Annotated in this window: 14 protein-coding genes; 1 reads left to right on the top strand and 13 read right to left on the bottom strand. The window is 58.1% G+C overall.

The features are described 5' to 3' along the window. Positions 1-571 precede the first annotated feature (571 nt). The 8 genes from rpoS to AACY19_RS24750 all read right to left on the bottom strand — a co-directional run bounded on the left by rpoS (position 572) and on the right by AACY19_RS24750 (position 7,807). Positions 572-1,579: an RNA polymerase sigma factor RpoS gene (gene rpoS / locus AACY19_RS24785; RefSeq protein ID WP_103486013.1), complete on the bottom strand. Its 1,008-nt coding sequence runs from the start codon at positions 1,577-1,579 to the stop codon at positions 572-574. A 106-nt stretch (positions 1,580-1,685) separates the two neighbouring features. Next, entirely contained in the window at positions 1,686-2,555 is an 870-nt protein-coding gene (locus tag AACY19_RS24780) for a peptidoglycan DD-metalloendopeptidase family protein (RefSeq protein ID WP_339454198.1), read from the bottom strand. Positions 2,556-2,767: 212 nt separating this feature from the next. Beyond that, positions 2,768-3,403 (bottom strand): protein-L-isoaspartate(D-aspartate) O-methyltransferase, encoded by a 636-nt coding sequence (locus AACY19_RS24775; RefSeq protein ID WP_169841266.1) that lies wholly within the window; start codon positions 3,401-3,403, stop codon positions 2,768-2,770. Positions 3,404-3,444: 41 nt separating this feature from the next. Beyond that, entirely contained in the window at positions 3,445-4,194 is a 750-nt protein-coding gene (gene surE, locus AACY19_RS24770) for a 5'/3'-nucleotidase SurE (RefSeq protein WP_339454197.1), read from the bottom strand. Next, on the bottom strand, positions 4,182-5,240 hold the full coding sequence (gene truD, locus AACY19_RS24765) for a tRNA pseudouridine(13) synthase TruD (RefSeq protein WP_339454196.1): 1,059 nt from the start codon (positions 5,238-5,240) through the stop codon (positions 4,182-4,184). Before truD ends, surE begins: the two co-directional genes overlap by 13 nt. Then, positions 5,237-5,710 (bottom strand): 2-C-methyl-D-erythritol 2,4-cyclodiphosphate synthase, encoded by a 474-nt coding sequence (gene ispF, locus AACY19_RS24760; protein WP_007907189.1) that lies wholly within the window; start codon positions 5,708-5,710, stop codon positions 5,237-5,239. The genes truD and ispF overlap by 4 nt, the downstream gene beginning before the upstream one ends. Before the next feature lie 43 nt (positions 5,711-5,753). After that, entirely contained in the window at positions 5,754-6,599 is an 846-nt protein-coding gene (gene fghA, locus AACY19_RS24755) for an S-formylglutathione hydrolase (protein WP_339454195.1), read from the bottom strand. 95 nt (positions 6,600-6,694) lie between these two features. Then, a complete protein-coding gene (locus tag AACY19_RS24750) occupies positions 6,695-7,807 on the bottom strand; it encodes an S-(hydroxymethyl)glutathione dehydrogenase/class III alcohol dehydrogenase (RefSeq protein WP_339454194.1) in 1,113 nt (370 codons plus the stop codon). A 116-nt stretch (positions 7,808-7,923) separates the two neighbouring features. Between AACY19_RS24750 and AACY19_RS24745 the strand changes: the two genes are divergently transcribed. Further along, positions 7,924-8,820 carry a LysR substrate-binding domain-containing protein gene (locus AACY19_RS24745; protein WP_339454193.1) on the top strand — a complete coding sequence of 299 codons (897 nt, stop codon included), beginning with the start codon at positions 7,924-7,926 and terminating at the stop codon, positions 8,818-8,820. A gap of 143 nt (positions 8,821-8,963) precedes the next feature. Here AACY19_RS24745 and ispD read toward each other — a convergent pair whose 3' ends face one another. The 5 genes from ispD to AACY19_RS24720 form a co-directional block, all read right to left on the bottom strand. After that, complete coding sequence (gene ispD, locus AACY19_RS24740; protein ID WP_339454192.1) at positions 8,964-9,671, bottom strand: 2-C-methyl-D-erythritol 4-phosphate cytidylyltransferase; 708 nt, start codon at positions 9,669-9,671, stop codon at positions 8,964-8,966. Then, complete coding sequence (gene ftsB, locus AACY19_RS24735; RefSeq protein WP_339454191.1) at positions 9,668-9,946, bottom strand: cell division protein FtsB; 279 nt, start codon at positions 9,944-9,946, stop codon at positions 9,668-9,670. The genes ispD and ftsB overlap by 4 nt, the downstream gene beginning before the upstream one ends. Positions 9,947-10,117: 171 nt before the next feature. Next, a complete protein-coding gene (gene eno / locus AACY19_RS24730) occupies positions 10,118-11,407 on the bottom strand; it encodes a phosphopyruvate hydratase (RefSeq protein WP_339454190.1) in 1,290 nt (429 codons plus the stop codon). Positions 11,408-11,563: 156 nt separating this feature from the next. Beyond that, positions 11,564-12,409, bottom strand: coding sequence for a 3-deoxy-8-phosphooctulonate synthase (kdsA, locus tag AACY19_RS24725; RefSeq protein ID WP_339454189.1), 846 nt, complete (start codon positions 12,407-12,409; stop codon positions 11,564-11,566). A gap of 5 nt (positions 12,410-12,414) precedes the next feature. Next, positions 12,415-14,046 (bottom strand): CTP synthase, encoded by a 1,632-nt coding sequence (locus AACY19_RS24720; protein WP_339454188.1) that lies wholly within the window; start codon positions 14,044-14,046, stop codon positions 12,415-12,417. Between the last annotated feature and the right edge of the window lie 125 nt (positions 14,047-14,171).

Raw genomic sequence — 14,171 nt, 5'->3', positions numbered from 1 at the left:
GTTGAAGAATCGATAGAAATTTATAACCGTAAGCGACCTCACTTGTCCCTGAAATACAAAACGCCCGATGCGGTGCATCGGGCGTTTTGAGACTGAAACAGGTGTAAACCTATTTCAGGACTAGACAGGCAGATTTCACTTTTCTACAGGCAAAAAAAGGGGCGGTATGACCCGCCCACATTTTTTCCCTATTCCCTGTATTCCTTTTCATCGTCCTGATGAATCGCATCCTGCGATGTCCGTTCCCCTCTTCCTTGAAGGGCGTGTCTGTCCGTCGACACAACCCCGATATTAGAGAGTTCCTTGGCGAGAGCAATTGGCCCCACCCGTCAAAATCGGCTGTCATCAACATTTAACAATAAAAAATAACCTTGTATTTCAATGAGTTGATGATCTTCGTTTAGCCTGATCGGTTTCTACCGCTGTGTAAAAATAACGAACACTTACGAAAGAGTAAGCAATGACTTACAGAAAATGACTACATAGATCTCGATCAGACCAACGGTTGTAAATCGATAACAAAAAAGCCCCGAACCAGTCGGGGCTTTGTGTGGGCGGTCCTTCAAGACGCTTACTGGAACAGCGACTCACTCGACAGGCCATTTTTCTCGAGGATCTCACGCAGCCGCTTGAGACCTTCCACCTGGATCTGCCGCACCCGTTCACGGGTCAGACCGATCTCCAGGCCGACGTCTTCCAGCGTACTGCTCTCATGGCCTCGCAGACCGAAGCGGCGTACAACCACCTCGCGCTGCTTGTCGGTCAGTTCTGACAGCCATTGATCGATACTCTGCGAAAGGTCGTCATCCTGCAGCAGTTCGCACGGATCGGTCGGACGATCATCGGTAAGGGTGTCCAGCAGGGTTTTATCCGAATCCGGACCCAGCGAGACGTCGACCGAAGAAACCCGCTCGTTCAGGCCGAGCATGCGCTTGACCTCGCCCACCGGTTTTTCCAGCAGGTTGGCGATTTCTTCGGGTGAAGGTTCGTGATCGAGCTTTTGCGTCAGCTCCCGTGCAGCCCGCAGGTACACGTTGAGCTCCTTGACCACATGGATCGGCAACCGGATGGTCCGGGTCTGATTCATGATGGCGCGCTCGATGGTCTGACGAATCCACCAGGTCGCGTAGGTCGAGAAGCGGAAGCCGCGCTCGGGATCGAACTTTTCCACCGCGCGGATCAATCCGAGGTTGCCCTCTTCGATCAGATCCAGCAGCGACAGCCCCCGATTGACGTAACGCCGGGCGATTTTCACCACCAGCCGCAAGTTACTTTCAATCATGCGCTTGCGTCCCGCAGGATCGCCACTTTGCGACAAGCGCGCAAAATGAACTTCTTCCTCCGGGGAGAGCAATGGGGAAAAGCCGATTTCGTTGAGATACAACTGCGTGGCATCAAGTGCCCGCGTGTAGTCGATGTACTTATGTTGTTTAAGTGAAGCGGAGTGTTTGGATCTGGAACGAACGGAAGGTGGAGCAGCCCCTTCATCATTCGACATCGAATCCGAATCGATGCCGGTCTCCATAAGGAGAACCTCATCGTCGATGTCAAACTCCGGCACTTCTTTACTGAGAGCCATTGTTATAGTCCTTTGGTGAGTTCGACCCCAAGCTCAAGCGACGCCTTTATCCTTGGCAGCGCTGGAGCCTGTCCCCTCTACGCGACGGAACAGGCTGGCTTACAAATCAACGTCTTGGCAGGAACTGCAGCGGATCTACAGGTTTACCTTGGCGGCGAATCTCAAAATGCAGTTTCACCCGGTCTGTACCCGTTGACCCCATTTCGGCAATTGTCTGTCCGACCTTGACCTGCTGTCCCTCCCGAACCAACAGCCTGCGGTTATGTCCGTAAGCACTGACGTAGGTTTCGCTGTGTTTGATGATGACTAATTCGCCGTAGCCCCTTAAGCCACTCCCGGCGTAAACCACCGTCCCATCAGACGCAGCTAAAACAGGCTGTCCCAAATCTCCGGCGATATCAATTCCTTTATTCAAACTACCGTTTGAAGAGAATTTACCAATCAGAATGCCATTAGATGGCCATCCCCAGCCGGTCGGGGCTGGGCCTGCCGGAGGCAGTGGAGCGGGTGCCGGCTTGTTGGCGACGGACGGTACAACGCCCCTGGAACCGGTAGTTGTAGTGGTCGTCGTGCCATTCGCCTGGCGCCGGATAACCGTGGTTTTGCTCGACGAAGAAGGTGAAGAACTGGCGTTGCTCACCACCGCTGTCGACGTTGAACCAGTGCGGCCGTCGAAGCGAATTTTCTGACCCGGGTGGATCGTGTAAGGCGTAGGAATATTGTTCCGGGCAGCGAGGGCTTTGTAGTCCCAACCGTAGCGAAACGCGATGGAGAACAGCGTATCGCCCGGACGGACTACATACTGTCCGGTCGTGACTGTAGGACGCTGAGCAACCGCATTGTTGCGATCAACCACGCGCACGTTACCCGATTTGGTGCTGGAGCAACCGACCAGCAAGGTGCTCAAGACAAGGCCAGTCACCAGGCGCTGAAAGCTCGTGTTACCCATACGCTGCGCAATGACTGTGAGACTCACCCGCCGCTCCCTTTGTGGTGGCTGAAAAATTTGGAATGCCGTATTCGGGCATGAAGTGTCGCAAGTATAACGGCCCGAATCGGCTTTACCCTCAATGAAGCGAAATCGCTTCGCGCACACGTTTGCAAGTGACCAGTCGGCGGCGTTTAAACTCTGGCCGCCGGTGTAAGACCGAAGCCGCGGGAAGGAATTCAGCGCCCGCAAACAAATGCTCAGGCGAGCGGCCCGTTCAATAAAGGAACGAAACGCACTGCGCCTAGAACGTGTCGGGAGAAACCGTGCTCTTCGCGCACGATCAGCATCAATTGCTGCACCTCTCCGGAACCGACCGGAATCACCATGCGCCCGCCCGGTGCCAGTTGATCGAGCAAGGCTTGCGGTACATCGGTGGCCACGGCAGTGACGATGATGCCGTTGTATGGCGCCAGCGCCGGCCAGCCTTCCCAGCCATCTCCCCAACGGAATACCACGTTGCGCAGGTTCAACTCGACCAGACGTTCCTTGGCCCGATCCTGCAATACCTTGATGCGCTCAACCGAGAACACCCGCTCGACCAGTTGCGACAGCACGGCAGTCTGATAACCGGAACCGGTGCCGATCTCCAGCACTTTGTCCAGCGGGCCCGCCTCCAGCAGCAACTCGCTCATGCGCGCCACCATATAAGGCTGGGAAATGGTCTGGTTGTGACCAATCGGCAACGCTGTGTCTTCATACGCCCGGTGCGCCAGCGCTTCATCGACGAACAGGTGTCGCGGTGTACGGCGGATGACTTCCAGCACCTTGGCGTTGGACAGGCCTTCTTCGTAGAGACGCTGGATCAACCGCTCCCGCGTGCGCTGAGAGGTCATGCCAATGCCGCTGCGCAGTCGGTCTTCGTGTTCGCGAGCCATCAGCGCAGTCCCTCCAGCCAGCCATCGAGATTTCTGAAGGCGTCGTTGAAGGTGCGATCAAGCTGCAACGGAGTGATCGACACGTAGCCCTGCATCACCGCGTGAAAATCAGTGCCCGGGCCGCCGTCTTCAGCATCACCGGCAGCGGCGATCCAGTAACCGGCCTTGCCACGGGGGTCGACCACTTTCATCGGTGCCGCCGCCCGGGCGCGGTGGCCGAGGCGGGTCAGTTGAATACCACGAATATGGTCGATTGGCAGATTGGGGATATTCACGTTGAGCACCGTGCGCGGCGGCAGATCGAGCCCGGCATGGGCCTCGACCAGTTTGCGCGCGAAGTAGGCCGCCGCAGGAAGATTATCCACCTGACGTGAGACGAGGGAAAAAGCGAATGACGGACGCTCGAGGAAACGCCCTTCAAGCGCTGCCGCCACTGTTCCGGAATACAGCACGTCATCACCAAGGTTGGCGCCCAGATTGATACCGGAAACCACCATGTCGGCCTCACGCTCCAGCAAACCATTGAGGCCCAGGTGCACGCAGTCAGTCGGGGTGCCGTTGAGGCTGATAAAGCCGTTGGCCAGGTATTGCGGGTGCAACGGACGGTCGAGCGTCAGCGAACTGCTGGCGCCGCTTTTGTCCTGCTCCGGGGCGATAACCACGCATTCGGTGTAATCCGCCAGCGCAGCATAAAGCGCGGCGAGACCGGGTGCGGTTACCCCATCATCGTTAGAAATCAGAATACGCATGGGCTGTCCGTCTGCCCCACCGGCACCAGATCAACGAGTTCGCGCACCAATACGGTGGCGAAGCATCCGGCCGGGAGGACGAATTCCAGTTGCAGAATGTCAGGCTGGGGATAATGCCACGTCAACCCGCCAATGGGCAGCCGCAGGATGCGACGTTCGTGGCTCATGCCGGCGTGAATCAACCAATCGCGCAGCTCCGCTTCACCGGCGGCAATCCCCTGCTCCAGATCATGGACCGCGCCTGCGGTCGGCGAGTCACCTTCGCCCCACTGCGGGCCGGTCGGATGCAGATCGAGAATCGCCAGACGCGGATCGCTACATTCGGCCTCACCCGCCGGAAAAAAACTGCGGCTGTCCGTGAACGCCAGCAGATCGCCGACCAGGGCTTTATCCCAGGTACCGTCGGCGACCCGCGCGGCAAGAACCTGATTGAACAGAAAACTGCGTGCAGTCGACAGCAGACGCGAACGCACATTGCGCTGCTCCGGCAGTGCTTTGCGCGCCGCCCAGGAACGCGCATCGACGACATTGCCGCCGTCATGACCAAAACGCTGGGCGCCGAAATAATTGGGGATGCCTTGTCTGGCAATCAGTTGCAGGCGCTCTTCGATGGCAGCCTTGTCGCCGTCGAACTGAGTCAGACGCAACGTAAAACCATTGGCCGAATGCGCACCCCGTTGCAGCTTGCGCTTGTGGCGAGTGCTCTTGAGGATCTTCAGCGTATCGTTTTCCGCCGCCGTCAGATCCGGATCAGCCTTGCCCGGCAACTGAACGCTGAACCACTGACGGGTCAGCGCCTGACGATCCTTGAGGCCAGCATAGCTGACGGTGCGCAATGGCACGCCGGCAGCCTTGGCGATACGTCGCGCGGCTTCTTCAGTGTTCAGGCCGCGCTTTTCCACCCAAATCCACAGGTGCTCACCGTCGCCACTGAAAGGGATGTCGAGGACTTCATCGACCTGAAAATCTTCGGCGATGGCTTTCAGTACCGCAGTGCCGAGGGCTTCACCATAGGCTCGCGGGCCGAGCAATTGCAGTTCATTCATGCGCGCAGCAACAAGGCAACGGAGTGCACGGCGATACCTTCTTCGCGACCGACAAACCCAAGTTTTTCGGTGGTGGTAGCTTTCACGTTCACTTGATCCAACTCAACTTGTAGATCCGCCGCGATCAGCGCGCGCATCGATTCGATATGCGGGGCCATTTTTGGCGCCTGGGCAACGATGGTGTTATCGACGTTGCCGACTTTCCAGCCTTTGGCGTGGATCAACGCCACGACGTGACGCAGCAGCACACGGCTGTCGGCGCCCTTGAATTGCGGGTCGGTGTCCGGGAAATGTTTGCCGATATCACCCAGCGCAGCGGCGCCGAGCAAGGCATCGCTCAAGGCGTGCAGCAGGACGTCACCGTCGGAATGAGCGAGCAGCCCGAAGCCATGTGCAATGCGCACGCCGCCCAGAGTAATGAAATCGCCTTCAGCGAAACGGTGCACATCATAGCCGTGGCCAATACGCATAAAAAAACGCCCCGATTTTTGTCAGGGCGTGATTCTACCTGCATTAGGCCTCAAGGGCGCGTGCGTGATGCTGCAAGTGGTCGTCTATGAAGCTTGAGATGAAGAAATAGCTGTGGTCGTAGCCCGGTTGCAGGCGTAACTCCAGCGGATGGCCTGCTTGTTTTGCGGCTTGTTGCAAGGCTTCGGGTTTGAGCTGTTTTTCAAGGAAGTCGTCGCGATCACCCTGATCGACCAGCAGCGGCAGTTTTTCATCCGCCTCGGCAATCAGTGCGCAAGCGTCCCATTCTTTCCACTTCGAACGGTCTTCACCCAGGTAGCGCGAGAACGCCTTCTGACCCCACGGGCAATCCATCGGATTGTTGATCGGCGAGAACGCCGATACCGATTGATAGCGACCCGGATTACGCAGCGCACAAACCAACGCACCGTGGCCGCCCATGGAGTGGCCGCTGATACTGCGTCTGTCCGATGCCGGGAAATGCGCTTCAACCAGTGAAGGCAATTCCTGCACGACATAGTCATGCATCCGATAGTGCCGCGACCACGGCTCCTGCGTGGCATTCAGATAAAACCCGGCACCGAGACCGAAATCCCAGGCGCCATCCGGATCGCCCGGCACATCCGGGCCGCGCGGGCTGGTGTCCGGGGCAACGATGATCAAGCCGAGTTCAGCAGCCATGCGCATCGCGCCGGCCTTCTGCATGAAGTTCTCGTCGGTGCAGGTCAGGCCAGACAACCAGTACAGCACCGGCAATTTGCCGCCCTGCTCGGCCTGCGGTGGCAGGTACACGGCAAACACCATGTCGCAACCGAGCACGTCGGAACGATGGCGATAGCGTTTGTGCCAGCCACCAAAACTTTTCTGACAGGAGATGTTTTCCAGACTCATGGGATTCTCCCAGCTACAAGCGGCAAGCTTCGAGCGTCAAGACAAGGCAGATACACCTTTACTTGCAGCTTGAAGCTTTTAGCTTGGCGCTGCTTTTAGAAATGAATGACGGTACGGATGCTCTTGCCTTCATGCATCAGGTCGAAGGCCTTGTTGATGTCTTCCAGACCCATGGTGTGGGTGATGAACGTGTCCAGCGGGATCTCGCCGCTTTGCGCCATGTCGACGTAGCTCGGCAATTCAGTACGGCCACGGACACCGCCGAATGCCGAACCGCGCCAGACGCGACCGGTCACCAACTGGAACGGACGGGTAGCGATTTCCTGGCCGGCTCCGGCAACGCCGATGATCACCGACTCGCCCCAACCTTTGTGACAGCACTCGAGCGCTGCGCGCATCAGTTGCACATTGCCGATGCATTCGAAGGAGAAGTCGACGCCACCATCGGTCATGTCGACGATCACTTCCTGGATCGGACGATCAAAGTCTTTCGGGTTTACGCAGTCGGTAGCACCGAGTTGCCTGGCGATTTCGAACTTGGCCGGGTTGATGTCGATGGCAATGATGCGCGCTGCCTTGGCTTTCACCGCGCCGATCACTGCCGACAGACCGATACCGCCGAGGCCGAAGATGGCCACGGTGTCACCCGGTTTGACCTTGGCGGTGTTGAGCACTGCACCGATACCGGTGGTGACGCCACAGCCCAGCAGACAGACCTTTTCCAGTGGCGCGTCTTTGGAGATTTTGGCCACGGAGATTTCCGGCAGCACGGTGTATTCCGAGAACGTCGAAGTACCCATGTAGTGGAAAATCGTTTCGCCCTTGTAGGAAAAGCGCGAAGTGCCGTCTGGCATCAAGCCTTTGCCCTGAGTCGCGCGAATCGCCTGACACAGGTTGGTCTTGCCCGACTTACAGAATTTGCACTGCCCACACTCCGGGGTGTACAGCGGAATAACATGATCGCCAACGGCAACCGACGTCACGCCCTCGCCGATGGCTTCAACGATGGCGCCGCCTTCGTGACCGAGGATCGACGGGAAGATACCTTCCGGGTCAGCACCGGACAGCGTGTAGGCGTCCGTGTGGCAAACACCGGAAGCGACAACACGCAGCAGCACTTCACCCGCCTTGGGCATGGCGACATCGACTTCTACGATTTCCAGCGGCTTCTTGGCCTCGAAGGCAACGGCGGCGCGCGACTTGATCATGCTGACTCTCCAGTAAATCCATTGAATAAAAAACCACACGCCCAGTGTAGTTCAGCGCTTCTTGGTGAATAATCCGGACAAAAGCAAAACATTATTGCCATACAGGGATAATCCTGATGTCCGAAAATCGCTGGGAAGGCATCGATGAGTTCGTCGCCGTTGCCGAATGCAGCCAATTCACTGCTGCCGCCGAACGACTTGGAGTGTCCTCCTCGCACATCAGCCGACAAATCGTGCGTTTGGAAGAACGTCTGCAGACACGTCTGCTCTATCGCAGTACCCGTCGCGTAACGCTGACCGAGGCCGGGCAGACGTTCCTCCAGCACTGCCAACGCTTGCAGGATGGTCGCGAAGAGGCGCTGCGTGCAGTCGGCGATCTGACCAGCGAACCGAAAGGCATGCTGCGCATGACGTGCGCGGTGGCCTACGGCGAGCGTTTTATCGTGCCGCTGGTAACGCGCTTCATGGGGCAGTATCCGCAGTTGCGCATCGATATCGAGCTGAGCAATCGCCAACTGGATCTGGTGCATGAAGGGCTGGATCTGGCGATTCGCCTGGGTCGGTTGCAGGACTCGCGCTTGGTCGCCGCACGGCTGGCGCCCCGCCGCATGTTTTTGTGCGCGTCACCTTCCTACCTTGAAAGGTACGGACGCCCACACAGTTTGTCGGAATTAAGTCGACACAATTGCCTGATCGGCAGCTCGGACATCTGGCAACTGGAACAGAACGGGCGGGAATTTTCTCAGCGCGTGCAGGGAAACTGGCGTTGCAACAGTGGGCAAGCGGTGCTCGATGCGGCATTACAAGGGGTGGGATTGTGTCAGTTGCCGGACTATTACGTGCTTGAGCACTTGCACAGTGGTGCGTTGATTTCGTTGCTGGAGGCGCATCAGCCACCGAATACGGCGGTGTGGGCGCTGTATCCGCAGCAGCGACATTTGTCGCCGAAGGTGCGCAAGCTGGTGGATTTTCTTAAGGAAGGATTGGCTGAGCGGCCGGAGTACAGAAGCTGAGTGATGGGTTGCCTGAACTATCGCTTTCGCGAGCGGGCTCGCTCCCACAGGGAATCTTCAGTGGATACACAATTCGTGTTCGGCGTAATTCAAACGTGGGAGCGAGCCTGCTCGCGAAGACACTCCAAAGGTTTCCACTGCACTCAGCGGCGATTCGCCCAACGCTGGCGCAACCACTCCAGATCTTCCGGCCGGGTGACCTTGAGGTTATCCGCCCGCCCTTCAATCAAACGCGGCTTCAGACCGGCCCACTCCATCGCCGATGCCTCATCGGTAATGACGGCATCCGCAACCAGACTGTCCGCCAGCGCCCGATGCAAGGCACCGAGGCGAAACATCTGTGGTGTGTACGCCTGCCAGATCACGCTACGATCAACGGTTTCAACAACCCGACCGTGCTTGTCGACGCGCTTGAGCGTGTCGCGCGCTGGCACCGCGAGCAAACCGCCCACAGCGTCATCCGCCAGTTCATCCAGTAACTTGTCGAGATCATCACGACTCAGATTCGGTCGCGCCGCATCGTGCACCAGCACCCAATCTTCATCATCGGCACCCTGCGCATGCAGGTGCAGCAAGGCATTGAGTACCGAGCCAGAACGCTCGGCCCCGCCTTCAACCCGCTGAATTCGCGGATCGCTGGCGCACGGCAGGTTGGGCCAATAAGGATCATCAACAGCAAGACTGACCACCAGCCCCTTGAGGCTCGGGTGATCGAGGAAACAGCCGAGGCTGTGTTCGAAAATTGTGCGCCCGCCCAGTTGCAGGTATTGCTTGGGACGGTCCGCGGCCATTCGGGCACCGACGCCCGCGGCAGGAATCACGGCCCAGAAGGCCGGCAGGGAATTGATCATTGGGCCAGCTGGTAAAGGGTTTCACCGTCCTTGACCATGCCCAGTTCGTGACGAGCCCGTTCTTCAACGGTCTCCATGCCCTTTTTCAACTCGCTGACTTCAGCGTCCATCACTCGGTTGCGCTCCAGCAAACCTTCGTTCTCGGCATGTTGATCAGCAATCTGCTGACTCAGCTCGGCAACCTGCGCCAGACTGCCATTGCCCACCCACAGGCGGTACTGCAGACCGGCCAGCAGCAAGAGCAAAACGAGAAACAACCAGTAAGGACTGCGCATCGAATATCAGGTATCCAGTGAAAAAAGACAGCCACGCCAAAACTTTGAAGCATCTGATAGCACGAAGCCTGGAAAACCCAGGCTTGTGCTGTTAAGGCATCAGATTAGTGGCAAATCCATCGCTGTCACGACTTTTTCGACACAATCCGCTGTCCTTCCATCAGTTGGTACTTAGCCGCGGAACTCGCTGCGACCGTTGTACTTGGCCTTGCCATTCAACTGCTCTTCGATACGCAGCAGTTGGTTGTACTTGGAAACGCGGTCGGAACGGCACAGCGAACCGGTCTTGATCTGGCCAGCCGAAGTGCCCACGGCCAGGTCGGCAATGGTCGAATCTTCGGTTTCGCCGGAACGGTGCGAGATCACTGCAGTGTAACCGGCAGCCTTGGCCATCTGGATGGCTTCCAGGGTTTCGGTCAGGGTGCCGATCTGGTTGAACTTGATCAGGATCGAGTTGGCGATCTTTTTATCGATGCCTTCTTTGAGGATCTTGGTGTTGGTCACGAACAGATCGTCGCCTACCAACTGAGTCTTCTCGCCGATCTTGTCGGTGAGGATCTTCCAGCCCGCCCAGTCGGACTCGTCCAGACCGTCTTCGATGGAGATGATCGGATAACGCTCGGTCAGACCTTTGAGGTAGTCGGCGAAACCTTCCGCGGTGAACACCTGGCCTTCGCCGGACAGGTTGTATTTGCCGTCTTCGTAGAATTCGCTGGCCGCGCAGTCCAGCGCCAGGGTCACGTCGGTGCCCAGCTTGTAACCGGCGTTGGCGACAGCTTCGGAGATCACTTTCAGCGCGTCTTCGTTGGAGGCCAGGTTCGGTGCGAAACCGCCTTCGTCGCCAACGGCAGTGCTCAGGCCACGGGCCTTCAGCACGGCTTTCAAGTGATGGAAAATCTCGGTGCCCATGCGCAGACCTTCCGAGAAAGACTTGGCGCCAACCGGCTGAACCATGAATTCCTGGATGTCGACGTTGTTATCGGCGTGCTCGCCACCGTTGATGATGTTCATCATCGGCACCGGCATCGAGTAAACACCCGGGGTACCGTTCAGGTTGGCAATGTGCGCGTACAGCGGCAGGTCCTGGTCCTGCGCAGCAGCCTTGGCCGCAGCCAGGGAGACGGCGAGGATGGCGTTGGCGCCAAGGGTCGCTTTGTTTTCAGTACCGTCGAGCTTGATCATCGCCTGATCCAGCGCTTTCTGGTCGCTTGGGTCAGTGCCCAGCAGCAGATCGCGGATCGGACCGTTGATGTTGGCTACCGCTTTGAGCACGCCCTTGCCCAGATAACGGCTCTTGTCGCCATCACGCAGCTCGAGCGCTTCACGCGAGCCAGTGGATGCACCGGATGGCGCGCAAGCGCTGCCGATGATGCCGTTGTCGAGAAGCACGTCCGCTTCCACGGTGGGATTGCCACGGGAGTCGAGAACTTCACGACCTTTGATGTCGACGATTTTTGCCATTGTTGTAAACACTCCAAAGTTGACGAAAACGACGCAGCTAGAGGAAATCTTTTTACCGTCGGCAAGTGGTGTGCAGCGGGCAGCTTGCAGACGACAACGCACATGCCCGAGGGCATGTGCGACAAATCGTGCGGTACTTTACCGGAGAATTGAGTGTTACGCGGTTTCTACCGTCGGAAAACTCTTCACCAGTTCGTCCAGAGCCTTGAGCTGAGCCAGAAATGGCTCCAGTTTGTCCAGACGCAAGGCGCAAGGGCCGTCGCATTTGGCGTTGTCCGGGTCCGGGTGCGCTTCGAGGAACAGACCCGCCAGCGCCTGGCTCATGCCGGCCTTGGCCAGATCCAGAACCTGTGCACGGCGACCGCCAGCGGAGTCGGCCCGACCACCCGGCATTTGCAGCGCGTGGGTCACGTCGAAGAATACCGGATACTCGAACTGCTTCATGATGCCGAAGCCGAGCATGTCGACCACGAGGTTGTTGTAGCCGAAGCTCGAACCACGCTCGCAGAGGATCAGTTGATCGTTACCCGCTTCCACGCATTTGTTCAGGATGTGTTTCATTTCCTGAGGCGCGAGGAACTGGGCTTTCTTGATGTTGATCACTGCATTGGTCCTGGCCATCGCGACGACCAGATCGGTCTGGCGCGACAGGAAGGCCGGCAGTTGAATGATGTCGCAGACCTCAGCGACGACCGCGGCCTGATCAGGCTCGTGGACGTCGGTGATGATCGGCACGCTGAAGGCTTGTTTGATGTCCTGGAAGATGCGCATGCCCTCTTCCAGGCCAGGACCACGATAAGAGGTCACAGAAGATCGGTTGGCCTTGTCGAAACTGGCCTTGAACACGTAAGGGATGCCGAGTTTTTCGGTGACCTTCACATACTCTTCGCAAACCTGCATGGCCATGTCACGGCTTTCCAGCACGTTCATGCCGCCGAACAGCACCATGGGTTTGTCGTTGGCAATCTCGATGTCGCCGACGCGGATGATCTTCTGTGCCATCGGGGTTACGCCTTCTTCTGGTGTTGAGCCAACGCTGCTTTGACGAAACCGCTGAACAGCGGGTGGCCATCGCGTGGTGTCGAGGTGAACTCAGGGTGGAACTGGCAGGCGACGAACCATGGATGATCCGGTGCTTCAACCACTTCAACCAGCGCCGCGTCAGCGGAGCGGCCGGAGATTTTCAGGCCGGCTTCGATCAGCTGTGGCAGCAGGTTGTTGTTCACTTCGTAGCGATGACGGTGACGCTCGACGATCACGTCCTTGCCGTAGCAGTCGTGCACCTTGGAGCCGGCTTCGAGCAGGCAGTCCTGAGCGCCGAGGCGCATGGTGCCGCCCAGGTCGGACGATTCGGTACGCACTTCAACGGCGCCGGTCGCGTCTTCCCATTCGGTGATCAGACCGACAACCGGATGGCCGCTGGCGCGATCAAACTCGGTGGAGTTGGCGTCTTTCCAGCCCATGACGTTGCGAGCGAACTCAATGACCGCCACTTGCATACCCAGGCAGATACCCAGGTACGGAACCTTATTTTCGCGAGCGTACTGAACGGCAGTGATCTTGCCCTCCACGCCGCGCAGACCGAAGCCGCCCGGAACGAGGATCGCGTCGACACCTTCGAGCAGCGCAGTACCCTGGTTCTCGATGTCTTCGGAATCGATGTAACGCAGGTTGACCTTGGTGCGGTTGCTGATGCCGGCGTGACTCATCGCTTCGATCAGCGACTTGTAGGCGTCCAGCAGTTCCATGTACTTGCCGACCATCGCGATGGTCACTTCGTGTTCCGGGTTCAGCTTGGCATCAACCACCGCGTCCCACTCGGACAGATCGGCGCTGCCGCATTGCAGACCGAAACGCTCGACGACAAAATCGTCCAGACCTTGCGAATGCAGGATGCCCGGGATCTTGTAGATGGTGTCGGCGTCTTCCAGCGCGATCACCGCACGTTCTTCAACGTTGGTGAACTGAGCGATCTTGCGACGCGACGAGACGTCGATCGGGTGATCGGAGCGGCACACCAGTACGTCTGGCTGCAGGCCGATCGAACGCAGTTCCTTGACCGAGTGCTGGGTTGGCTTGGTCTTGGTTTCGCCAGCGGTGGCGATGTATGGAACCAGCGTCAGGTGCATCAGCATCGCGCGCTTGGCGCCGACCTCGAAACGCAGTTGACGGATGGCTTCGAGGAACGGTTGCGACTCGATGTCACCGACGGTGCCACCGATCTCGACCATTGCCACGTCAGCGTCACCGGCACCCTTGATGATGCGGCGCTTGATTTCGTCGGTGATGTGCGGGATCACCTGGATGGTTGCACCCAGGTAGTCACCACGGCGCTCTTTGCGCAGCACGTGCTCGTAGACACGGCCGGTGGTGAAGTTGTTGTTCTGGGTCATGGTCGTGCGGATGAACCGCTCGTAGTGGCCCAGGTCCAGGTCAGTCTCGGCGCCGTCGTGGGTGACGAACACTTCACCGTGCTGGAACGGGCTCATGGTGCCCGGGTCGACGTTGATGTACGGGTCCAGCTTCAGCATGGTGACCTTAAGTCCCCGCGCCTCCAGGATGGCCGCCAATGATGCCGATGCAATGCCTTTCCCCAATGAAGAAACAACACCGCCCGTGACGAATATGTAGCGCGTCATGAAAAACCCTAGAAGTCTGCGTTAAAGCGGTACGAGCCGCCGGGGAAAGCGAAGGAAGGCCGAAGCCCCCGATCACCTGCATTAATCACAGTGCACCTTTCAAAAAAACCGCCGCGTTGGGACAG

This window comes from Pseudomonas sp. EA_5y_Pfl2_R50, assembly GCF_963970475.1.
Taxonomy (GTDB): domain Bacteria; phylum Pseudomonadota; class Gammaproteobacteria; order Pseudomonadales; family Pseudomonadaceae; genus Aquipseudomonas.
This window is presented reverse-complemented; position numbering and strand designations above follow the sequence as displayed.

Excerpts from the sequence above, each read along its gene's own strand:
- rpoS (WP_103486013.1), bottom strand. The coding sequence starts at position 1,579 with ATGGCTCTCAGTAAAGAAGTGCCGGAGTTTGACATCGACGATGAGGTT.
- AACY19_RS24775 (WP_169841266.1), bottom strand. The coding sequence starts at position 3,403 with ATGACCTCTCAGCGCACGCGGGAGCGGTTGATCCAGCGTCTCTACGAA.
- surE (WP_339454197.1), bottom strand. The coding sequence starts at position 4,194 with ATGCGTATTCTGATTTCTAACGATGATGGGGTAACCGCACCCGGTCTC.
- truD (WP_339454196.1), bottom strand. The coding sequence starts at position 5,240 with ATGAATGAACTGCAATTGCTCGGCCCGCGAGCCTATGGTGAAGCCCTC.
- ispF (WP_007907189.1), bottom strand. The coding sequence starts at position 5,710 with ATGCGTATTGGCCACGGCTATGATGTGCACCGTTTCGCTGAAGGCGAT.
- fghA (WP_339454195.1), bottom strand. The coding sequence starts at position 6,599 with ATGAGTCTGGAAAACATCTCCTGTCAGAAAAGTTTTGGTGGCTGGCAC.
- AACY19_RS24750 (WP_339454194.1), bottom strand. The coding sequence starts at position 7,807 with ATGATCAAGTCGCGCGCCGCCGTTGCCTTCGAGGCCAAGAAGCCGCTG.
- AACY19_RS24745 (WP_339454193.1), top strand. The coding sequence starts at position 7,924 with ATGTCCGAAAATCGCTGGGAAGGCATCGATGAGTTCGTCGCCGTTGCC.
- ispD (WP_339454192.1), bottom strand. The coding sequence starts at position 9,671 with ATGATCAATTCCCTGCCGGCCTTCTGGGCCGTGATTCCTGCCGCGGGC.
- ftsB (WP_339454191.1), bottom strand. The coding sequence starts at position 9,946 with ATGCGCAGTCCTTACTGGTTGTTTCTCGTTTTGCTCTTGCTGCTGGCC.
- eno (WP_339454190.1), bottom strand. The coding sequence starts at position 11,407 with ATGGCAAAAATCGTCGACATCAAAGGTCGTGAAGTTCTCGACTCCCGT.
- kdsA (WP_339454189.1), bottom strand. The coding sequence starts at position 12,409 with ATGGCACAGAAGATCATCCGCGTCGGCGACATCGAGATTGCCAACGAC.
- AACY19_RS24720 (WP_339454188.1), bottom strand. The coding sequence starts at position 14,046 with ATGACGCGCTACATATTCGTCACGGGCGGTGTTGTTTCTTCATTGGGG.